The following is a 21,397-nucleotide window of genomic DNA, read 5'->3' as shown; positions in this document are numbered from 1 at the left end:
TCTGGTCGAGCACGTCGGCCAGGCCTTCATCGGCCAGGCCGACGTGCTCGACCAGATCCTGATCGCGCTGCTGGCCGGCGGCCACGTGCTGATCGAAGGCGTGCCCGGCCTCGGCAAGACCCTGCTGGTGCGCGCGCTGGCGCAGGCGCTGGAACTGGACTACGCGCGCGTGCAGTTCACCCCCGACCTGATGCCCAGCGACGTCAGCGGCCACGCCGTCTACGACCCCAAGACCGAGAGCTTCAAGATCCGCCGCGGCCCGGTGTTCACCCACCTGCTGCTGGCCGACGAGATCAACCGCGCCCCGGCCAAGACCCAGTCGGCGCTGCTGGAGGTGATGCAGGAAGGCCAGGTCACCATCGAGGGCCGCGCGTTCCCGCTGACCCCGCCGTTCCTGACCCTGGCCACGCAGAACCCGGTGGAGCAGGAAGGCACCTACCCGCTGCCGGAGGCGCAGCTGGACCGCTTCCTGCTCAAGATCCTGATCGACTACCCGCAGCTGGACGACGAGAAGCGCATGGTCGAGGCGATCACCACCGGCCGCAGCGCCGGCGACTTCAACCTGTCGCAGGTACCGCGGGTGATGAGCGGCGCGGAAGTCGTGGAAGTGCAGCAGGCGGTGGCGGCGATCACCGTCGACCCGCAGGTGATCGACTACGCGGTGCGGATAGTGGCGGCCACCCGCAAGTGGCCGGGCATCGCGCTGGGCGCCGGCCCGCGCGGCAGCATCGCGCTGGTGCGCGCGGCGCGGGCGCAGGCGGTGTTGTCCGGGCGCGACTTCGTCACCCCCGACGACGTGCGCGAGATCGCCCGGCCAGCACTGCGGCATCGCATCGCGCTGTCGCCGGAGTTGCAGATCGAAGGCCAGTCGGCCGACGACGTGCTGACCGCGCTGCTGGCCAAGGTGGAGGCACCGCGCAAGTGAACGCCGGCGCGTGCCAATCCGCTTCCGCCACCCCCTCCCTTTTCGCCGCAGGCGAAAGGGGAGGGCCGGAGAGGGGTGCCGTTGCTCCTGATTCTGCTGTTGCTGTTGCCTTTCGGCTTTTGACTTCCCCTGCCGTAAAGCGAGCCAAGCACCGCAGTGGGACGGGGGGCGAAGAGGCGCACGTGTCTGAGCGAAGCGAGTTGTGCGCCGTCCCCCCGGCCCGCGAGGAGCGCAGGGGACCGATGCGGCGCAGCCGCATCGGCTCGCGTCCGGCCGTGCTTTCTTTGGGCCACGTTTCTTTGCACGAGCAAAGAGGCGTTTTTTCAACAGCCGAATGGCTGGTCAAGGTGGCTCGCTCCTGCGGAGCAGGAGTGAAAGCTCTGCTTTCATGTCCCTGCTTTTATTCTCGCCGTTGCTTCTCCTCGTCTTGGAAAAAAATCAATGACAAAAGCTTTCGCTCCCCTCTCGGGGAGCGAGCTACTTTTCTTTGCTCGTGCAAAGAAAAGGTAGCCAAAAGAAAGCACGCCCTGCCTCCGCGCCCAACGCGCTACGCACGTCGGGTCCACTCCGCTGCCGGGATTTTTCGACACGACATCCCTGTCGTGTCGAAAAACGACGTGCATCCATGCACGTCGCCCCTTGCGGGGTCTTGTCCGTCAGCTCCGTCGCTGCAGAAGGGAACCCGGAAAGTCAAAAGCCAAAGAGCAAAAGCAAAATCACATGCAACAGCAACAGCAACAACCGGCGCGCTTCTTCACTTGATTCCAAACCTCCAATCACCCACGGGAGCGATGCAATGAGGCCCGCCCCGCTGCTGATTGCACTGCTGGCACTCTGGGGCCTGCTCGGCCTGCCCGTCGCATTGCACCTGCTGCCCACCAGCGCATGGCTGGCGACCGCGGGCACCATCGGCCTGCTCGCCCTCGCCGATGCCCTGTGGCTCCGGCGCAAGCCCACCCCGCAGGTGCGGCGCGAACTGCCCGACACCCTGGCGCTGGGCATCGAGCGTGAGACCTGGCTGCAACTGGACGGCTACGGCCCGCAACGGCTGGACGTGTTCGACCTCGTGCCCGGCGGCTGGACCACCACCGGCCTGCCGCGCCGGCTGAAACTGGCGCGCGCCAGCGAGACCCGCTTCAGCTATCGCCTCACCCCGGACAGCCGCGGCACCTTCAACTTCGCCGGCGTGCAGCTGCGCCTGCACTCGCCGTTGCGCCTGTGGCGGCACTCGCGCATCGCCGGCCCAGTGCAACAAGTACGCGTGTACCCCAACTTTGCTCCCCTCACCCGGCTGGCACTGCTCAGCGCGGAAATGGCCTCACGGGTGGTCGGCGCCCACCTCAAGCGCCGCCGCGGCGAAGGTACCGACTTCCACCAGATGCGCGAATACCGCGTCGGCGACAGCCTGCGCCAGATCGACTGGAAGGCCACCTCGCGCGCACGCAAGCTGATCTCGCGCGAATACCAGGACGAGAAGAACCAGCAGCTGCTGATGATGATCGACACCGGCCGCCGCATGCTCGCCGATGAAGGCGGCCTGTCGCACTTCGACCACGTGCTCAACGCCTCGCTGGTGGTGTCCTACCTTGCGCTGCGCCAGGGCGATGGCGTCGGCCTGTTCGCCAGCGGCGGCCAGACGCGCTGGGTGGCGCCGCAACGCGGGCTGGGCGCCATCGACACCCTGCTGCGCGCCAGCCACGACCTGCAGCCGCAGCCGGTGGCCACCGACTACCTCGCCGCCGCCACCGAACTGTCGCTGCGGCAACCGCGCCGCTGCCTGGTGATGCTGGTCACCAACGTGCGCGACGAGGACATCGAGGACCTGCTCGCCGCCGTGCGCCTGCTGCAGAAGCGCCACCTGGTCTGCGTGGCCAGCCTGCGCGAACGCGAACTGGACGACGCGCTCGCGCGCGAAGCCGAGACCCTGCCCGACGCCGTGCAGGCCGGTGCCATCGCCCGCTACCTGCAGCAGCGCGACGATGCCCACGAGGCGCTGCGCAGCCACCGGGTGATGGTGCTGGACGTCACCGCAGAGGAGTTGCCGGCGGCGCTGGTGGAACGCTACCTCGCGGTCAAGCGCGACGGATTGCTGTAACGCCCCCGGCTCTCAAGCCCCTCTCCCATCGGGGCGAGGCCGCACGGCTTGCGTGCCACTGGCGCGCGTGCGGTCGAGCGCCCACGCTGCTGGCGTGGGCTGGGGCGCGGAGCGGGGGTTGGAGTGAGGGGCGAACAGAGTCAGTGACTTTGGACCATCTGGCCTTCGTTCGCCCCTCATCCGCCCCTTCGGGGCACCTGCATTCGGCACATCCCTGTACCTCACCCTGCGGGCGGCTTCGCCGTGCAGCTTGGCAATCCTGCCAAGCTGTCTCCCGGAGGGAGAAGGACCAGCCAGTAGGTCGGGGTAACGCCCCCGACGCGGGCTTTCCCGGAATGTCGGGGACGTAGCCCCGACCTGCTCAAGGCTTCAGGCAACGGGCGAGGAAAGCCTCCGCCACGCGGTAGCGGTGCAGCGCATTGCTGCCGGACAGGCCATGCTTGGCGCCCGGGTAGGTCATCAGCTCGAACGGCTGCCCGCGCTTCTGCAAGGCGCTCATCAGGCTGGTCGAATTGCTGAACAGCACGTTGTCGTCGGCCATGCCGTGGATCAGCAGCAGCGGCGAGGTCAGCCCGTCGATGTGGCTGAGGATGCGCGCCTCGCGGTAGCCCTCCGGGTTGGCCGCCGGCAGGTTCATGTAGCGCTCGGTGTAGTGCGTGTCGTACAGGCCCCAGTCGGTGACCGGCGCACCAGCCACACCGCAGGCATACTGGTCCGAGGCCTTGGCCAGCAGCATCAGGGTCATGTAGCCGCCGTTGGACCAGCCCTGCACGCCGATGCGCGCACCATCCACCCACGGCTGTGCCTTCAGCCATTCCACGCCCTCGAGCTGGTCGGCCACTTCCACCGTGCCTTGCACGCCGTACAGCGCGCCGCCGAAGTCGCGGCCACGGCGCGGGGTGCCGCGGTTGTCCAGCGAGAACACCACGTAGCCGTGCTGGGCCAGGTACTGGTTGAACAGGTGGTCGCCACGACCGGGCCAGCTGTCGGTGACGGTCTGCGAGGCCGGGCCGCCATACACGTACACCACCACCGGGTACTGCTTTGCCGGGTCGAAGCCGGCCGGCTTGATCAGGCTGTAGTGCAGCTCGGTTTTGCCGTCGGCGGCGGTGAGCATGCCGTACTCGACCGGCAGCTGCGCATCGCGGTACTTCGCATACGGGTGCTGCGGGTCGGCGAGGTCGTTGTCCAGCAGCGTGGCGATCTTCTCGCCATTGGCGCGGTACAGCTCGATCTGCGGCGGCGTGGCGCTATCGGACCAGCTGTCGACATAGACGCTGGCATTGCTGGCGAACGCGGCACTGTGCACGCCGGCGCTGCGCGAGAGCCGCTTCGGCTCGCCACCGGCCAACGATACGGCGTAGATGCCGCTTTGCAGCGGCGATTCGACACCGGCGCGGAAATACACGGTACCGGCGTCCTCGTCCACCGCCAGCAGCCCGTCCACCGGCCAGTTGCCGGAGGTCAGCGCGGTGAGCGTGGCGCCGTCGGCACTGGCCAGGTACAGGTGCTCGAAACCGCTGCGCTCGGACGACCAGATGAAGCGGCCATCCTTGAGGAAACGCAGGTCGCCGTGCAGCGGCACCCAGGTCTTGCTGGTCTCGGTGACAAGCGTGCGCTGGCTGCCGTCGGCCAGCGTGGCCTCAACCAGCTCCAGCTGCTTCTGGTCGCGGCTCTGGCGCTGGAAGGTCAGGCGCTGCGGATCGCGCCAGGTGACGCGGGCCAGGTAGATGTCCTGCTCCTTGCCCAGGTCGACCCACGTCGGCGCGGCGCCGGCGCGCGGCGCGACGACACCGAGCTTGACCAGCACGTTGCGGTCGCCGGCCGCCGGGTAGCGCTGCTCGATCATCTCCACGCGGTCGGCATACATCTCGTAGCGCTTCTGCACCGGCACCGGGCCTTCATCGATGCGGGCAAAAGCAATAGCCGAGTCGTCCGGCGCCCACCAGTAGCCGGTGTGGCGGTCCATCTCCTCGTCGGCGACGAACTCGGCCACGCCATTGCCGATCGTGTCGCTGCCGTCGGCGGTCAGCTGCACCTGCCTGCCACTGGCCAGGTCGATCACCCACAGGTTGCGCTCGCGCACGAAGCTGACGAAGCCGCCCTTCGGCGAGATCTTCGGGTCGGTGGCGAAACCCTCGCCGTGGGTGAGCTGGCGCACCGCCTGCCGGCCCTGCTTGCCGAGGTCGTACAGGTACAACTCGCCGCCCAGCGGGAACAGCAGCGTCTTCGCATCCGGCGACCACTGGTAATCGACGATGCCGCTCATCGCGGCGATGCGCTGGCGCTCACGGCGCGCCTTCTCCTCGTCGCTGAGGTTCTCGGCGCCGGGCAGCACCACCTTGGAATCGACCAGCAGCCGGGTCTGGCCGCTGGCGATGTCGTATTCCCACAGGTCCAGCTGGTTGCGGTCGCTGTCCTTGCCGCGCAGGAAGGTCACCCGCGAACCGTCCGGCGCGACCTTCGGCTTCATCAACGTCGGCCCGGACAGCGGCGCGTTGCCGGTGATGGCTTCCAGGGTGAGCTTTTCGGCGTGGACAGCGGGCGTGGCAAGCGTCATGGCAAGGGCGAGGAACAAGGGGCGCATGGGATACCGTCATCGACAGCGGGAATGCCCCATCCTAGCCGAGCGGCGCGGTGGCCACCCCTGCCTTTCGTCGCGGTTGCCCGCACGGCATGCGCCCCGCACTAGGCTCTCCCGGTGAAGCTCCGTGCGGGGCAAGCCCCGCACCTGCGGGACGGCAAGCGAATGCGTGCCTACACCCAGGGCATCAACCAATGGTCCGCCAGCAGGAAGGCGAACAGCGCCAGCAGGTAGACCACCGAGTAGCCGAACATCTTCATGTTGAACATCTCGTCCGGCGGGTTCTGTATCTTCCACGCGTACCACAGGAACACCAGGTTCAACACGGTGGCGCCACCGAGGTAGAACACGCCGCTCATCTCGATGGCCACCGGCAGCAGCGTCACCACCACCAGCACCACCGAGTAGACGAGGATCTGCCGGCGCGTATGCGGCACGCCGTGGGTAACCGGCAGCATCGGCACCGCCGCCTTGGCATAGTCGGCGCGGCGGAAGATCGCCAGCGCCCAGAAGTGCGGCGGCGTCCACACGAAGATGATCAGCACCAGCAGCGAGGCATAGGCCCAGTCCGACGCGCCCTCCATGCCGGTGACCGCGGCCCAGCCCAGCATCGGCGGCATCGCCCCGGCCAGACCGCCGATGACGATGTTCTGCGAGGTCGCGTGCTTGAGGTACACGGTGTAGATCACCGCATAGCCGATCAGCGAGGCGAAGGTGAGCACCGCGGTGATCATGTTCACCCACAGCATGAGGATGGTCATCGACAGGGCGGTCAACGCCGCGGCGAACACCAGCACCTGCCGCGACGACACCTTGCCGACCACCAGCGGGCGCCACGAGGTGCGTGCCATCCGCGCGTCGATGCGCGCGTCCAGCAACTGGTTGATCGCCGCTGCGGCCGAAGCCGCCAGCCAGATGCCGAGCACGCCGATCGCACCGACCAGCGCGGTGCCGGGGTCGGGCCAGCCGGGAACCGCCAGGAACATGCCCACCAGCGCGGTAAACACGATCAGGGCCACCACCCTGGGCTTGGTCAGGTCCCAGTAATCACGCAGGCTTGCGTTCATTCCATCACTCCGGTGCACGCAGCCGCGCCAGCAGCGAAACCAGCACGAACAACAGCGCCACCGCGCCGCCGTTGTGCATCACCGCCACTGCCAGCGGCAGGGCGAGCTTGACGTTGAGGATGCCCAGCGTGACCTGCAGCAGCACCAGCACGACCAGCGCGCTGGACCAGCCGCGCATGCCCGGCAGCCGGAACATGCGCGCCGACAACGCCAGCAGGTACAGCGCGACCACCACCGCCGTCATCCGGTGCGCCATCTGGATGGCGATGCGCGAGGCGCCGTCGAGCACCCCGCCCTCGTAATCCACGCCGATGCCGCGCCACAGGGTGAAGCCCTCGACGTAGTTCTGCCGCGGCCACCACTGGCTGACGCAGCGCGGGAAGTTGTCCAGCGCGGCGCTGCCGCCGCCACAGGCCAGCGCCGCGTAGTTAGCGCTGACCCAGCCGCCCAGCGCGATCTGCAGCACCAGCAGCAGCAGGCCGGCGCGCAGCCACCAGCGCAGGCGCGGCGCCTCGGCCAGGGTGATCGGCAGGTGCGTGGCCTTCCATGCCGACCACACCAGCAGGCCGAACATCAGCATCGCACCGAGCAGGTGGCCCATCACCACGATCGGCTTGAGCAGCCAGGTCACCGTCCACATGCCCAGCAGCGCCTGGAAGATCACCACCGCCAGGGTCAGCACCGCGGCGCGCGACAGGTCGATGTTGGACCAGCGCAGCGCGGCCAGCAGCAGGATCGCCTCGCCGGCGATGGCCAGCGCGCTGGAGGCGACGTGCTCGCCGCGCATGTACAGCGGTATCGCCAGCGCCACCAGTACCGATGCGGCCAGCACCTGCAGCACGCCCCGGCGCCGGCGGCGCGCGGCCAGCAGCGCCAGCGTCAGCACCTCCACGCCGAGCAGGCCGGCGAGGAAGCGGTGCACCTGCTCGCGCCAGGCCTTGTGGCTTTCCAGCGGGCGGATTTCGCTGGCCACGTGCCGGGCCGCTTCCATCTGCGTCTGCGGCCAGGTGACGCGGCCATAGCAGGTCGGCCAGTCCGGGCAGCTCAGGCCGGCGTCGGACAGGCGCACGAACGCACCGAACAGGATCGTGCTGGCGGTCATGATCAGCGCAAACCACGCCAGTCGGTGGAAATTGCGGTGCAGCGCAGGACGCGCAGGGGCATTCATTCGGACGGAACTCACTTCAGTTTCAGCAGCCGGGCCAGGTCCGTGCGCAGCCCGCCCGGATCGAAGCCGGGTGCGTAGCGCAGCACCACGAAGCCGTTGGGATCGATCACGTACACCGGCGTGCCGGCCGGGTCGTCGACGCCGGGCAGCCTCGCGCGGGTCGCGGCATCGGCGCTCAGCACCCGCAGCGCGGGCATGGCGGCCGCCTGTTGCGGCGGCATGCCCAGCCAGAGGATCTCGACATTATCCGCGTTGTGGCCGAACAGCTGCCAGACCGTGTCCAGCTGCTGCGACAAAATGACGCACTCCTGCGCGCAGCCGGCGGCCGGCGCCAGCGCGATGCGCCAATGGCGCGCGGCCGGGTCCCACGCGTAGGGCGTGCCGTCGGCCAGTTGCAGGCGCGCATCGCGCAGGTCCACCGGCGGTTCCAACAACTGGCCGTGGTTGCGGTTGATCTGCGGCATCCAGCCGGAGAAACGCAGGGCACCAGCCAGCGCCATCGAGCCGAAGAACATCGCGAAGATCAGCAGCAGCACACGCCGGCCGCGGGTACGGATGGCCAGCTGTTCGGGGGTGAGTGCGTTCATGCGCGGCATTTTCCCACGGCTTGGCGTTCAGCGCCCGCCGCGCCGCCGCGTGCGCCATTGCAGGACGGCGGCGATCACCAGCACCGCCAGCGCCATCGCGAACCACTGCACCGCGTAACCTAGGTGGCGCGAAGGCGGCAGCGTGTTGGGCAGCAGGTCGAGGTCGCGTTCGTGGCCGAACGGCAGCGCCGGGTCCAGCCGCAGCACCCGCCCGGCCAGCCCGTCGGGCGCCAGCCCCAGTTGCGCGGCGATGGCCGGCATGTCCAGCCGCGTGGCCAGCCATGCCTGCGGCTGCGCCGTTGCCGCCAGCGCCGGGCCCAGCGCGATGCCGGCCGAAGGCGGCGGCGCCCACAGCCCCTGCACGTCGATTTCACCCTGCAGCGCGCGGATCGGCGGCAGCTCGCGGTTGGCCGGCAGCGGCAGCCAGCCAAGGTCGACCAGCACCGCGGTGGCCGGCGCCTCGGCGCGCGCGGCCTGGTAGAGCTTCACTCCGGCACGGCCATCGCGCAGTTGGTTGTCCAGCACGATCGTGCCGGGCAGGAAGCGCATCCGCTGGTGCACCCAGTGCAGCGCTTCCGGCTCGTCCAGTGCCTGCGCCAGCGATACGGCCGCATCCCGGCCCAGCGGCAACTGCGCCAGCAACGCCTGCTTTTCGTGCATGCGCTGCACCTGCCAGGCGCCCAGGGCACTGAAACACGCGGCCACGGCCAGCGCCAGCAGCCAGTTGAGGAACACCGTGTGCTGCCGCGTCATGACAATCGCCACCGCAACGGGTGATATAACGCGGCCTTCCCACACACCGAGCCGCGCATGAACGATTCACTGAAAACACTGCTGGTGATCGCGTTTCTGATCGTCATCGTCTGGAACCTGGGCGCCGGCCTGTATTACCTGATGATCGACCGCGGCCAGACCAAGCGCACGGTCAACGCGCTGACCCGGCGCATCGTGTTGTCGGTGGCCTTGATCCTGCTGGTGGTGCTGGGCATCTACAGCGGCTGGATCAAGCCGCACGGCGTGGTCGACTGAAGCGGGGAACGGGACAAGGGAATGACGCTACACCGAGCGTCGTTCCCCGCCTCCGCAATCGCGCATTCCCTGTTCCCCGATTCCCGTTCCCGGCTCTTCGTCAGAGCACGTAGACGAACATGAACAGCATCAGCCACACCACGTCGACGAAGTGCCAGTACCACGCCGCGGCCTCGAAGCCGAAGTGGTTGTCGCGGGTGAAGTGGCCCTTGGCGGCGCGGCACCACATCACGATCAGCATGATCGTGCCCAGCGCCACGTGCGCGCCGTGGAAGCCGGTCAGCATGAAGAACGTGGAGCCGTAGATGCCCGAGCCCAGGGTCAGGTTGAGCGCGCTGTAGGCGTGGATGTATTCCTCGGCCTGGAAGAACAGGAACACGCAGCCCAGCAGCACCGTCGCCCCCAGCCAGATCAGCAGCTGCTTGCGGTTGCCGGCCTTGAGCGCATGGTGGGCGATGGTCAGGGTGGCACCCGAGGTCAGCAGGATCAGGGTATTGATCAGCGGCAGGCCCCAGGCCGGGATGGTCTGGAAGGCGCCGCCGATGGCGCCCGGGCCGTTGCTCGGCCATGCCGCCGAATAGCCCGCCCACAGCAGGTCGTTGGTGTGCACGCCGTGGCCTTCGCCGCCCAGCCACGGCACGCCGTAGGTGCGGGTGTAGAACAGCGCGCCGAAGAACGCGCCGAAGAACATCACCTCGGAAAAGATGAACCACACCATGCCCATGCGGAACGAGCCATCGACCTGGCGGTTGTAGTTGCCGGCCACCGACTCGCGGATCACGTCGCCGAACCACAGGAACATGGTGAACACCAGCATCGCCAGGCCGACGAAGAAGGTCCAGCGCCCCCAGCTGATGTCGTTGAGCCAGCTGGCCACACCGATCATCAGCACCAGCATGGAAACGGAGCCGGCAAACGGCCATTTGCTCTTGCTCGGCACGAAGTAGACGTTGGCATCGGGCGTGTTGTGGGCCATTGCGTGTGCTTCCGGGTGCGTGATCAGGGGGCTGCGTGCGACGAACCGCCGGCGGTGGCCGGTGCCAGTTGCGTCGTCAGCGCGTCGTTCTTGTAGAAGGTATAGGACAGGGTGATGGTGCGGACGTCTTCGGGCAGGTCCGGGTCGACGATGAAGCGCACCGGCATATCGCGCTGCTCACCGGCCTGCAGGGTCTGCGCGGTGAAGCAGAAGCATTCGGTCTTGTTGAAGTAGCCCGATGCGCGCGCCGGCGCCACCGACGGCACCGCGCTGCCGACCAGCGCATGGTCGCTGTCGTTGCGGGCGAAATACAGCGCCTCGTTCAGCTCGCCCGGCACCACGTCCATCGTCAGCTTTTCCGGGTGGAACGCCCACGGCAGCTTGGAATTGACGCCGCCGTCGAACTCCACCCGCACCGTGCGCTTGCCGGTGGCGGCCAGCTGCGCCGCGCCCTGGCTGGCGCCGCGCTCCAGGCGCACGCCGAACACCTTCTCGCAGGCGATGCGGTACAGCGGCACCAGCGAGAAGGTCAGCACGAACACGCCCAGCGCCACGCCGACCAGCCTGGGCAGGCCGGCAGTGCGCGCGGGACGCGGCGTGGGCGCGGGCGTGGTCAATGCGCGAGCACTCCGGACAGGATGAAGCCGACGTAGATCAGCACCGCCACCAGGCCGACGGCCAGCGCCGTGCGCCGCGAACGGTGGCGGCGCAGCGTCAGGTCATCGGTTTTCGGGTCGTTGCCGCTCATGCCGTGCGCTTCCTCAGTGCGAAACGTCGTCGTGGGCCAGGTCGCCCGGCTGGATCACCGGCGGCACCGTGAAGGTGTGCGCCGGCGCCGGCGACGGCACCGTCCACTCCAGGCCCTTGGCGCTTTCCCAGGCGCGGGCATCGGCGCGCTTGCCGCTGCGCAGCGACGCCAGCAGGATACCGGCCATCAGGAACGGGGTGACGAACATGCCGAACGCGCCGATCGAGCTGATCAGGTTCCAGTCGGCGAACACCGGGTTGTAGTCGGGGATGCGCCGCGGCATGCCGGCCAGGCCGAGGAAGTGCTGCGGGAAGAACAGCAGGTTGACGAACACCATCGTCCACCAGAAGTGCACCTTGCCCCAGAACTCGTTGTACATGCGGCCGGTCCACTTCGGCCACCAGTAGTAGACCGCGGCGATCAGCGCCAGCACCGCACCGGTGACCAGCACGTAGTGGAAGTGGGCGACCACGAAGTAGGTGTCGTGGTACTGGAAGTCGGCCGGCACGATGGCCAGCATCAGGCCGGAGAAGCCGCCGATGCTGAACAGCACCACGAAGGAGATCGAGAACAGCATCGGGGTCTCGAAGGTCAGCGCGCCCTTCCACATCGTGCTGACCCAGTTGAACACCTTCACGCCGGTCGGGATCGAGATCAGCATGGTGGCGAACATGAAGTAGACCTCGCCGCCCAGCGGCATGCCCACCGTGAACATGTGGTGCGCCCAGACGATGAACGACAGGAACGCGATCGCCGCGGTGGCGTAGACCATCGCCTGGTAGCCGAACAGCGGCTTGCGGCTGAAGGTGGGGATGATCTCGCTGATCACGCCGAACGCCGGCAGGATCATGATGTAGACCTCGGGATGCCCGAAGAACCAGAAGATGTGCTGGTACATCACCGGGTCGCCGCCGCCGGCGGCGTTGAAGAAGCTGGTGCCGAAGAACTTGTCGGTCAGCAGCATGGTCACCGCGCCGGCCAGCACCGGCATCACCGCGATCAGCAGGAACGCGGTGATCAGCCAGGTCCAGCAGAAGATCGGCATCTTCAACAGGTCGATGCCCGGCGCGCGCATGTTCAGCACGGTGGCGATGATGTTGATCGCGCCCATGATCGAGCTGATGCCGGCCACGTGGATGGCGAACACGCTGAAGGCGACGTTGTAGCCGCCCTGCAGCGACAGCGGCGGGTACATGGTCCAGCCGCCGGCCGGCGCGCCGCCGGGCAGGAACAGGGTCATCAACAGCAGGGTGAAGGCCACCGGCAGCAGCCAGAACGACCAGTTGTTCATGCGCGGCAGCGCCATGTCCGGCGCGCCGATCTGCAGCGGGATCATCCAGTTGGCCAGGCCGACGAAGGCCGGCATCACGCCACCGAAGATCATCACCAGCGCGTGCACGGTGGTGAGCTGGTTGAAGAACTCCGGCTTCATGTGCTGCAGGCCCGGCTCCATCAGCTCCCAGCGGATCAGCACCGACATGAACGCGCCGACGATGAACATCAGGAAGCTGAACAGCAGGTACAGCGTGCCGATGTCCTTGTGGTTCGTGGAGAAGAACCAGCGCTCGATGAAGCCCTGCTGGTGGCCGTGGTGATCGGCGTGATCGACTGCGTGGTTTGCCATTGCAACTAACCTCGATTATCCAGTTTCAGGCATCGCGCCGGCACGGGCCGGCGCGCGCCAGTATCAGGCGCCGGTTGCCGGCTGTTCGGCGGGCGGGGCGTCGGCGGCGTCCTGCGCCGCTTCCTCCACGGCCGGTTCGGCGGCTTCTTCGGCCGCGGCGGGCTTGCGCGAGGCCAGCCAGGACTTGAACGCTTCCTTGGACACGGCCTTGACCACGATCGGCATGAAGCCGTGGTCCTTGCCGCACAGCTCGGCGCACTGGCCGCGGTAGATGCCTTCCTGTTCGATGTTGGTCCAGCGCTCGTTGACGAAGCCCGGCACCGCGTCCTGCTTCCAGCCCAGCGCCGGCACCCACCACGCGTGCACCACGTCGTCGGAGGTGATGACGAAGCGCACCTTGGTGTCCACCGGCAGCACCAGCGGGTTGTCCACGTCCAGCAGGTAGTGCGGGTCGGACGCCATCGTCGGCACCGCGCCGCTCTGGCGGACCTGGTCGGAGTTGCGGTCCAGGCGGCTGGTGAACGCCACGTTCTCGCCGAGGTATTCGTACTTCCACATCCACTGGTAGCCGGTGATCTTCACCGTCATTTCCGAGTCGCGGGTGTCGTACATCGCGATCAGCTTGGCCGTGGCCGGCCAGGACATCACCACCAGGATGATGATCGGGATGACGGTCCAGACGACCTCGGCCTTGGTGTTGTGGCTGAACTGCGCCGGCACCGCGCCCTTGGATTTGCGGAACTTGAAGATCGCATAGCCCATCGCGCCGAACACCAGCACGCCGATGACCACGCAGACCCACAGCGCGACCATGTGCGCGTCCCACGCCATGCGTGCGGTATGGGTGACGCCCTTGCCCATGTTGAGTTGCCACCGCTGCGGATCGGCCGCCTGGGCCCATGCCGCCGTGGGCAGCGCCAGCGCCACCAGCGCCAACCCGGAGTTGCACAACCTGCCACACACACTGCTTTGCTTCATTGCCTAGACCCTTGACGTCATCGGTTGCGGCCATCGCTGGCCGCGAGCAAGCCTGCCAGCGTCGCTGCCAGCTCCCGGCGTTCGGCGGGCGCGAGGAAACTCCCCACTTCGACCCGCCTGCCGCTGGAAACCAGCAGGACCCGTTCCTCCTCGACAACCACGCGCACCCAATAGGGATGCGCCCGGAATGCCGCCGGACCACCGGCCGCGGGAATCACTTCCACGCAGTCCGGCCCTACACGAACCTCTTCCCGGCGGTCGCCGCTGCGCCACGAGGCGCGCAGCGCCGCCCCCACCAGGAAGCAGTGCAACAACGCGAAGGCGGGGGCGAAGACATTCCCGGACAACCAACCCAGGCCGGCCGAGAACAGCATCAACCCCGCCAACGCGGCAAACAACAGGACGAACTGCCGGGCGCTGAGCGCCCGTGGGGGATGCAGCACCAGCTGCGCACGCGAGTCGCCGGAAACCTGCCGAAGCACCTCGATCATGTCGCAACCGCGTCCCTACCGCGGAAAACGCGTTCGATGGTAGCCCTGCGCCCCCGGACCGGCAAGCTCCCGTTCATGCTTGTGGAATGTTGCAGCGCACATGGAAATCGCCGCCCACATTTCCGACATCGGCCGATTAAATGCCGGAATCGGCACAAATAAAACGAGCCCCGCCAAAACCCGCGAATCACCCGTGTGCCAGTGCTTTCAACCAATGAAGAAAGGTCGGCAGGGACTATGAAATCCCTTCTTCCGGATTAAAATGGCCGAATCCAACCGTGGCCATGCGCAATGAACGCGACACCGTCCAACACCACCCCTCCTCCTCCCGGGAACCTGCTCTCCGCCGAACTGCCGGCGCCGCCGTCCGCGCTGCGCCAGGCCATCACCGATGCCTGGCTGAAGGACGAAACCAGCCACGTCCGCGAGCTGCTGGAGCAGGCGCGGCTGCCGGCCGCCGAACAGGCGCAGGTGCAGGCCACCGCCGCCGACCTGGTGCGCCGCGTGCGCGCCCGCGCCAAGGACCAGGGCGCGATCGAGGCCTTCATGCGCCAGTACGACCTCGGCAGCGAGGAAGGCGTGCTGCTGATGTGCGTGGCCGAGGCGCTGCTGCGCATCCCCGACCAGGAAACGGCCGACAAGCTGATCCGCGACAAGCTCGGCGAGGCCGACTGGAAGCGGCACATGGGCCAGTCCGACTCGGTGCTGGTCAACGCCTCGACCTGGGGCCTGATGCTGACCGGGCATCTGGTCGATCTGGCCGACGACACCAAGCGCGACGTGCACGGCGCGTTCAAGCGCCTGATCGGCCGCGTCGGCGAGCCGGTGATCCGGCTGGCGGTGCGGCAGGCGATGAAGATCATGGGCCACCAGTTCGTCATGGGCCGCACCATCGACGAGGCGCTGGCGCGCTCGCACAAGGGCGACAACGGCAATTACCGCTATTCGTTCGACATGCTCGGCGAGGGCGCGCTGACCATGAAGGACGCGCTGCGCTATCTGGAGGACTACAAGCGCGCGATCCACGCCATCGGCAAGGACAACCTCGCCCGCGGCGGCAAGGCCGACGGCGACGTGACCCGATCGCACGGCATCTCGATCAAGCTCTCGGCGTTGTACCCGCGCTACGAGCACGCCAAGCGCGAGCGCGTGCTGGCCGACCTCGCGCCCGGCGTGCTGGAACTGGCGCAGCTGGCCAAGAGCTACGGCATCGGCTGCACCGTGGATGCCGAGGAAACCGACCGCCTCGAATTGTCGCTGGACATCATCGAGCGCGTGGTCGGCGACCCGTCGCTGAAGGGCTGGGAAGGCTTTGGCATCGTCGTGCAGGCGTACCAGAAGCGCACGCCGTACACGATTGATTACCTCGCCGATCTGGCCCGCCGCATCGGCCACCGTTTGCAGGTGCGGCTGGTCAAGGGCGCGTACTGGGATGCGGAAATCAAGCGCGCGCAGATCGACGGCCTGCCCGGCTACCCGGTGTTCACCCGCAAGCAGAACACCGACGTGTCCTACATCGCCTGCGCCAAGCGCCTGTTCGGCCATGCCGATACGTTGTACCCGATGTTCGCGACCCACAACGCGGCGACGATCGCGGCGATCAAGCAGATCGCGCAGGGCCGTACCTACGAGCACCAGAAGCTGCACGGCATGGGCGACGACCTGTATGCCGAGGTGATCCCGGCCGACCGCCTCGACGTGCCGTGCCGCGTCTATGCGCCGGTGGGCTCGCACGAGGACCTGCTGCCGTACCTGGTGCGCCGCCTGCTCGAGAACGGCGCCAATTCCAGTTTCGTCAACCGCATCACTGACGAAGACGTGTCCATCGACGATTTGATCCGCGACCCGGTCGAAGCCGTGTCTTCGTTCGCGTCCGTCGCGCCCTCCAACATCGCGCATCCCAAGATCCCGCTGCCGGTCGACCTGCTGCGCAGCCAGAACCACGACAGGACCAATTCCATGGGCATCAACCTCGCCAACGACAACGAACTGCGTGCACTGGCCGAGCAGCTCAACGCCGCCATCAAGCCGTGGCAGGCCGCGCCGCTGGTGCCGGGCGCGAACGTCACCGCCGCCGCGCAGCCGGTGACCAACCCGGCCGACAACCGCGAAGTGGTCGGCCACTGGCAGGCCGCCGACGCCGCCACCGTGCAGCAGGCGCTGGCGAACGCCGTGGCCGCGCAGCCGGGCTGGAACCGCACCCCGGCCGCCAGCCGCGCCGCCATCCTCGAACACGCCGCCGACCTGCTCGAAGCGCGCATCGCCGGGTTCATGGCACTGTGCGTGAAGGAAGCCGGCAAGAGCCTGCCCGACAGCATCGCCGAAGTGCGCGAGGCGGTCGATTTCCTGCGCTACTACGCCAAGCAGGCGCGCGAGCAGTTCGGCGCGGGCGAGAAGCTGCCCAGCCCGACCGGCGAAAGCAACGAGCTGCAACTGCACGGTCGCGGCGTGTTCGTCTGCATCAGCCCGTGGAACTTCCCGCTGGCGATCTTCCTCGGCCAGGTCAGCGCCGCGCTGGCCGCCGGCAACAGCGTCATCGCCAAACCCGCCGAGCAGACCAACCTGGTCGGCTACTACGCGGTGAAGCTGCTGCACGAAGCCGGCGTGCCGGCCGATGTGCTGCAGTTCCTGCCGGGCGATGGCGCCACCGTCGGTGCGGCGCTCACCGCCGATCCGCGCGTGGCCGGCGTCGCCTTCACCGGCTCGACCGAAACCGCCCGCGCGATCAACCGCGCGATGGCCGCGCGCGATGCCGCCATCGGCGTGCTGATCGCTGAAACCGGCGGCCAGAACGCCTTCATCGCCGACTCCTCGGCATTGCCGGAACAGCTGGTCAAGGACGCGATTGGTTCGGCCTTCACCTCCGCCGGCCAGCGCTGCTCGGCCGCGCGCGTGCTGTTCGTGCAGGACGACATCGCCGACAAGGTGATGGGCATGTTGGCCGGCGCAATGGCCGAGCTGAAGGTCGGCAACCCCGGCGAGCTGTCCACCGACGTCGGCCCGGTGATCGACGCCGACGCGCTGAAGATCCTCACCGACCACGCCGCGCGCATGGACGGCGAAGCACGCCTGATCGCCACCGCGCCACTGTCGGACGAAGCCGCGCACGGCACCTTCTTCGCCCCGCGCGCCTACGAACTGAAGTCGCTGGACCAGTTGCACCGCGAAATCTTCGGGCCGGTGCTGCACGTGATCCGCTGGAAGGCCGATCAGTTGGATGCAGTGATCGACCAGATCAACGCCACCGGTTACGGCCTCACCCTCGGCGTGCACTCGCGCATCGACGAAACCGTCGATCGCATCGCCTCGCGGGTCAACGTCGGCAACGTCTACGTCAACCGCAACCAGATCGGCGCGGTGGTCGGGGTGCAGCCGTTCGGCGGCCAGGGCCTGTCCGGCACCGGCCCCAAGGCGGGCGGCCCGCACTACCTGCTGCGCTTCGCCACCGAGAAGACGGTGACGGTGAACACCACCGCCGCCGGCGGCAACGCCTCGCTGCTGACCCTGGGCGACTGATCCACCCGCCTCCGCGACACCCCGGCAAGCCCCGCCCATGCGGGGCTTGCCGCTTCATGGCCCGGCACACGCCGTCGCTGCGCTAGGCTGGCGCGGTCATCCGGCAATGGAGCGGTCCATGCGCAGCACATGCTTTCTGGCCGGCAGCCTTGCGCTGCTCGCCCTGCTTTCCAGTGCCCCGGTCGAGGCCGACGAAACCGGGCGCATCCTGATCTTCAGCAAGACCGCCGGCTTCCGCCACGACGCCATCCCGGTCGCCGTGCAGACCGTGCAGCGGCTTGCCCGCGAGCAGGGCCTGCAGGCCGACCACAGCGAGGACGCCGCGCAGTTCACCCGCGACAACCTCGCCCGTTACCGCGCCGTGGTCTTCGCCAGCACCACCGGCGACGTGCTCGACGACGCGCAGCAGGCGGCGATGCAGCAGTACATCCGCGATGGCGGTGGCTACATGGGCGTGCATGCCGCCGCCGATACCGAATACGACTGGCCGTGGTACGGGCAGTTGGTCGGCGCCTGGTTCCACAGCCATCCCGAAGGCCTGCAGAGCAGCCGCGTGCAGCCCGAACACCAAGGGGTGCCCAGCGGGCCGGCATGGGCGGTGCGCGACGAGCTGTACAACTACCGCGACAACCCGCGGCCACGCGTGCAGGTGCTCGCCACGCTGGACGAAAGCCGCTACCGGGGCGGCACGATGGGCGACGACCACCCGATCAGCTGGTGCCATGCCTTCGACGGCGGCCGCAGCTGGTACACCGGCCTCGGCCACGACGTCGCGCTGTACGCGGACCCGGATTTCCTCACCCAGCTGCGCCGGGGCCTGCGTTACGCCAGCGGCCTGGACGACGGCTGCTGAACTTCCGGCGCCAGGGACCGGCAAACAGAAAGCCCCGCTTGCGCGGGGCTTTCCATTGCCACGGTCGAAGCGGCCTCGATCAGAACTTGTAGTTGATCGACGCGGCCAGGATGTCGCCGCCCACCTTGTACTTGCCCTGCAGCACGTTGCCGGTGCTGGAGGTGGCGTTGATCGCCGGCTTGTTGGTGAACAGGTGGGTGTAGCCGAAGTTGATCTCGGTGTTTTCCTTCGGGGTCCAGCCCAGGCCGAACGACAGCCACTTGCGGGTCACGTCCGGCACGCGCACGTCGCGGTGCGAGTAGGTGGTCGGGGTCTCGTCGTAGGCCACGCCGCCGCGCAGGGTGATGGTGTCGGACAGCTTGTACTCGGTACCGATCGAACCGAAGGTGGTGTCCTTGTAGCCGAACACCAGCACGTTGTCCGGCTGGTTGGAAGCGAAGTCCACCGTCACCTGGTCGAACGCGGTGGACCAGGCGGTGCGCGAGACGTCGCCCATCACCGTCCAGCGGTCGTTGACGCGGTGGCTCACGCTCAACGTGGCCGAAGCCGGCAGGGTCACGGTGGCCTTGCCGCTGGTATCGATGAACAGGCCCTGGGCCTTCAGGTGCAGCAGGGCATCGACGTTGCCCGGCACGTCGAACCGTGCCTTGCCGCCGGTGATCTTGTGCTCGACCTTGGAGCGGTAGCTCAGCGCGATGTTGGTGTCTTCGGTCGGGCTGAAGGTGCCGCCGATCACGTAGCCGAACGCATTGTTGTCACCCTCGACGGTAGCATAGCCATCCGCGCTGCCGGGGACGATGCCCAGCCCGGCGCTGGCGCCGCCACTGGCGCTGTAGGCAACCGCGCCGAAGTCCACGGCATTGGCCAGTTCGATGGTCAGGTGCTCGACGAACACGCTGGCGCCGAAGGACACGTACGGGTTGACGTCATACGAGAACGCCGCACCCAGGTCGACCGCCTTCAGGTCGGTCTTGGTGCCGTGGTAGCGGCCGACCCAATCGCGGTCGTACTGGGTCTTGAAGCCGAACGGCGCGGTCAGCGACACGCCGAAATGCATGTTGTCGTTCTCGCCGAACGGCAGGTGGAAATAGGCCGCCGGAACCGGGGCGATCATGCCCGCGTCGCCGCCATTGCCACCCGAGATCGGGCTGCCGGTGCCCGCGCCGGTCGGGCCGGCATTGCGTGCGCTGTAGATGTCTTCCATCTTGGCCGAGAAGCTGATCGCGCTCACGTCCGCCTGGAACTGGCGACCGTTGAGCAGGCGCATCGAGGCCGGGTTGGTGGCGACGACCGAAGCGTCGTCCCAGGCGCTGGTGGAACCGGCGAAAGCGCGGCCCAGGCCCTTGGCGCTGTTTTCCTTGAGCTGGAACGCGGCGCCTTCGGCGTGGCCGATGGCCAGGATGCCGGCGATGCCGATGGCCAGGGCGGTGACGCGGGCGAAAGTGGAAGCGGTATGCATTGGAAGCTCTCTCCGTAAGACGGTGATGATTCGGTGTGCGCCTGCGTCACGGTGCCGCCATACGGTACCGGACGCGCCGGAGTTTCCCTCCCGACATACGACGCCGTATGCAGTATTACCCAGCGTCGTTAACTAAACAATAACGCTGGCGCATTCAGCTTTGTCCGTGCCGGAACGCCTCGATCCCTCCCCGGCACGGTAGGCTTGCCACCGCATGTTCGTCTCCATCCCCTCCCGCAAGAAACCGGGCCTGCGCTGGGCGGTGCCGCTGCTGCTGGCGGTGCTGTGGCTGGCGTTCCTGTGGTCGGTTTCGCGGCCGGACGAGGCGCGGCAGTCGCTGTGGCTGGACTGGGGCGCCCTGTCCACCGGGCTGGAGAACCCCCGCGACTGGTGGGCGGCGCTGCGCGACGGCAGCGTGCTGCGGCTGTTCACCGCGCTGTTCCTGCATGCGGACTGGTCGCACCTGCTGGGCAACCTGGTGTTCCTGCTGATCTTCGGCATGCCGGCCGAACGCGTGCTGGGGCCGTGGCGGTTGCTGCTGCTGTTCCTGCTCGGCGGCGCGGCGGCCAACCTGGCCGCGCTGTACGCGATGGGCACGCCAGACCGGATCATCATCGGCGCCAGCGGCGCGGTCTCGGCCCTGCTCGGCGCCTACCTGGCGCTGTTCCCCGGTGCGCGGCTGGGCGTGGTGCTGCCGCTGGGGCTGTTCCTCGAATTCGTGCGGGCGCCGGCGTTCCTGCTGATCGGCGTATGGGCGGCGTTGCAGGTGGTGTTCGCCTACATCGGGCCGAGCTTCGGCAAGGTGGCCTGGTCGGCGCACCTGGCCGGATTCCTGTTCGGCATCGTCTATGGCCTGTACGTGCGTGCGGCCATCGCCCGGCGGCTGCGCCAGCGCCACGGCTTCTAGGCCTGCCCTCCTATAATTGGGCGATGGGCAGCAAACCGCTTTACAAGGTCACCTTCATCAACCACGGCAAAGTCTACGAGCTGTATGCACGGCGCGTGGGCGGCAGCCACCTGTGGGGATTCAACGAGGTGGCCGAGCTGGTGTTCGACGTCCACGACGGGCTGGTGGTCGACCCCACCGAGGAGCGCCTGCGCGAGGAGTTCGGCAATACCCGGGTGCTGCACCTGCCGATGCAGAGCATCGTGCGCATCGAGGAAGTGGAGAAGAAGGGCCAGTCGGCGATCCGCGATGCCACCACCGGCGAGAAGGTGGTCACGCCGTTCCCGGTGCCCGGCAAGCCGCGCTGAACCGCCTGACGGCAAGGCCGGCGCCCGTCTCCCGCGGGAGACG

Annotated in this window: 19 protein-coding genes; 7 read left to right on the top strand and 12 right to left on the bottom strand. The window is 67.9% G+C overall.

Annotated features, from left to right (window positions below; translation table 11 throughout):
• The first annotated feature begins 1 nt into the window (after position 1).
• Both ABB34_RS05925 and ABB34_RS05920 read left to right on the top strand, forming a co-directional pair.
• Positions 2–925, top strand: a complete 924-nt coding sequence (locus ABB34_RS05925) for an AAA family ATPase (RefSeq protein ID WP_083490080.1) — start codon at positions 2–4, stop codon at positions 923–925.
• 796 nt (positions 926–1,721) lie between these two features.
• Complete coding sequence (locus ABB34_RS05920; RefSeq protein WP_057640330.1) at positions 1,722–3,020, top strand: DUF58 domain-containing protein; 1,299 nt, start codon at positions 1,722–1,724, stop codon at positions 3,018–3,020.
• A 361-nt stretch (positions 3,021–3,381) separates the two neighbouring features.
• On the opposite strand, the gene ABB34_RS05915 is transcribed toward ABB34_RS05920, so the two are convergent.
• From ABB34_RS05915 to ABB34_RS05895, 5 genes are all read right to left on the bottom strand, one after another.
• Positions 3,382–5,607: a S9 family peptidase gene (locus ABB34_RS05915; protein ID WP_057640329.1), complete on the bottom strand. Its 2,226-nt coding sequence runs from the start codon at positions 5,605–5,607 to the stop codon at positions 3,382–3,384.
• Positions 5,608–5,777: 170 nt separating this feature from the next.
• The gene (locus ABB34_RS05910) at positions 5,778–6,671 is read right to left on the bottom strand and encodes a heme o synthase (protein WP_057640328.1); all 894 of its coding nucleotides are present in this window, start codon (positions 6,669–6,671) and stop codon (positions 5,778–5,780) included.
• Positions 6,672–6,675: 4 nt separating this feature from the next.
• Positions 6,676–7,839, bottom strand: a complete 1,164-nt coding sequence (locus tag ABB34_RS05905; protein WP_057640327.1) for a COX15/CtaA family protein — start codon at positions 7,837–7,839, stop codon at positions 6,676–6,678.
• An 11-nt stretch (positions 7,840–7,850) separates the two neighbouring features.
• Positions 7,851–8,426, bottom strand: a complete 576-nt coding sequence (locus ABB34_RS05900) for a hypothetical protein (protein ID WP_425478966.1) — start codon at positions 8,424–8,426, stop codon at positions 7,851–7,853.
• A gap of 27 nt (positions 8,427–8,453) precedes the next feature.
• Positions 8,454–9,179: an SURF1 family protein gene (locus ABB34_RS05895; protein ID WP_057640325.1), complete on the bottom strand. Its 726-nt coding sequence runs from the start codon at positions 9,177–9,179 to the stop codon at positions 8,454–8,456.
• A 57-nt stretch (positions 9,180–9,236) separates the two neighbouring features.
• Between ABB34_RS05895 and ABB34_RS05890 the strand changes: the two genes are divergently transcribed.
• Entirely contained in the window at positions 9,237–9,455 is a 219-nt protein-coding gene (locus ABB34_RS05890) for a twin transmembrane helix small protein (protein ID WP_057640324.1), read from the top strand.
• Positions 9,456–9,555: 100 nt separating this feature from the next.
• On the opposite strand, the gene ABB34_RS05885 is transcribed toward ABB34_RS05890, so the two are convergent.
• The 6 genes from ABB34_RS05885 to ABB34_RS05865 form a co-directional block, all read right to left on the bottom strand.
• Positions 9,556–10,431: a cytochrome c oxidase subunit 3 gene (locus ABB34_RS05885; RefSeq protein ID WP_057640323.1), complete on the bottom strand. Its 876-nt coding sequence runs from the start codon at positions 10,429–10,431 to the stop codon at positions 9,556–9,558.
• Positions 10,432–10,454: 23 nt separating this feature from the next.
• Positions 10,455–11,048, bottom strand: a complete 594-nt coding sequence (locus tag ABB34_RS05880; protein ID WP_057640322.1) for a cytochrome c oxidase assembly protein — start codon at positions 11,046–11,048, stop codon at positions 10,455–10,457.
• The gene (locus ABB34_RS15775; protein WP_275452834.1) at positions 11,045–11,179 is read right to left on the bottom strand and encodes a hypothetical protein; all 135 of its coding nucleotides are present in this window, start codon (positions 11,177–11,179) and stop codon (positions 11,045–11,047) included. The genes ABB34_RS05880 and ABB34_RS15775 overlap by 4 nt, the downstream gene beginning before the upstream one ends.
• Positions 11,180–11,192: 13 nt before the next feature.
• Positions 11,193–12,803, bottom strand: coding sequence for a cytochrome c oxidase subunit I (gene ctaD, locus ABB34_RS05875; protein ID WP_057640321.1), 1,611 nt, complete (start codon positions 12,801–12,803; stop codon positions 11,193–11,195).
• A gap of 63 nt (positions 12,804–12,866) precedes the next feature.
• Entirely contained in the window at positions 12,867–13,781 is a 915-nt protein-coding gene (coxB, locus tag ABB34_RS05870; protein ID WP_057640320.1) for a cytochrome c oxidase subunit II, read from the bottom strand.
• A gap of 17 nt (positions 13,782–13,798) precedes the next feature.
• Complete coding sequence (locus tag ABB34_RS05865; RefSeq protein WP_057640319.1) at positions 13,799–14,272, bottom strand: DUF2244 domain-containing protein; 474 nt, start codon at positions 14,270–14,272, stop codon at positions 13,799–13,801.
• Positions 14,273–14,563: 291 nt separating this feature from the next.
• On the opposite strand from ABB34_RS05865, the gene putA reads away from it, so the two are divergent.
• A complete protein-coding gene (putA, locus tag ABB34_RS05860; protein ID WP_057640318.1) occupies positions 14,564–17,788 on the top strand; it encodes a bifunctional proline dehydrogenase/L-glutamate gamma-semialdehyde dehydrogenase PutA in 3,225 nt (1,074 codons plus the stop codon).
• Positions 17,789–17,906: 118 nt separating this feature from the next.
• Entirely contained in the window at positions 17,907–18,641 is a 735-nt protein-coding gene (locus ABB34_RS05855) for a ThuA domain-containing protein (protein ID WP_057640317.1), read from the top strand.
• A gap of 79 nt (positions 18,642–18,720) precedes the next feature.
• Here the strand turns inward: ABB34_RS05855 and ABB34_RS05850 are convergent, their stop codons facing one another.
• A complete protein-coding gene (locus ABB34_RS05850; protein ID WP_057640316.1) occupies positions 18,721–20,100 on the bottom strand; it encodes an outer membrane protein transport protein in 1,380 nt (459 codons plus the stop codon).
• Between the two features lie 214 nt (positions 20,101–20,314).
• Here ABB34_RS05850 and ABB34_RS05845 point away from each other — a divergent pair, with 214 nt between their 5' ends.
• Entirely contained in the window at positions 20,315–21,007 is a 693-nt protein-coding gene (locus ABB34_RS05845; protein ID WP_057640315.1) for a rhomboid family intramembrane serine protease, read from the top strand.
• Between the two features lie 23 nt (positions 21,008–21,030).
• On the top strand, positions 21,031–21,354 hold the full coding sequence (locus ABB34_RS05840; protein ID WP_057640314.1) for a DUF1820 family protein: 324 nt from the start codon (positions 21,031–21,033) through the stop codon (positions 21,352–21,354).
• Positions 21,355–21,397 lie beyond the last annotated feature (43 nt).

The organism is Stenotrophomonas daejeonensis (assembly GCF_001431505.1).
In the GTDB taxonomy this organism is placed as follows: Bacteria; Pseudomonadota; Gammaproteobacteria; order Xanthomonadales; family Xanthomonadaceae; genus Stenotrophomonas; species Stenotrophomonas daejeonensis.
Note: the sequence above shows the minus strand (reverse complement) of the source record. Positions and strands in the feature narration are given on the sequence as shown.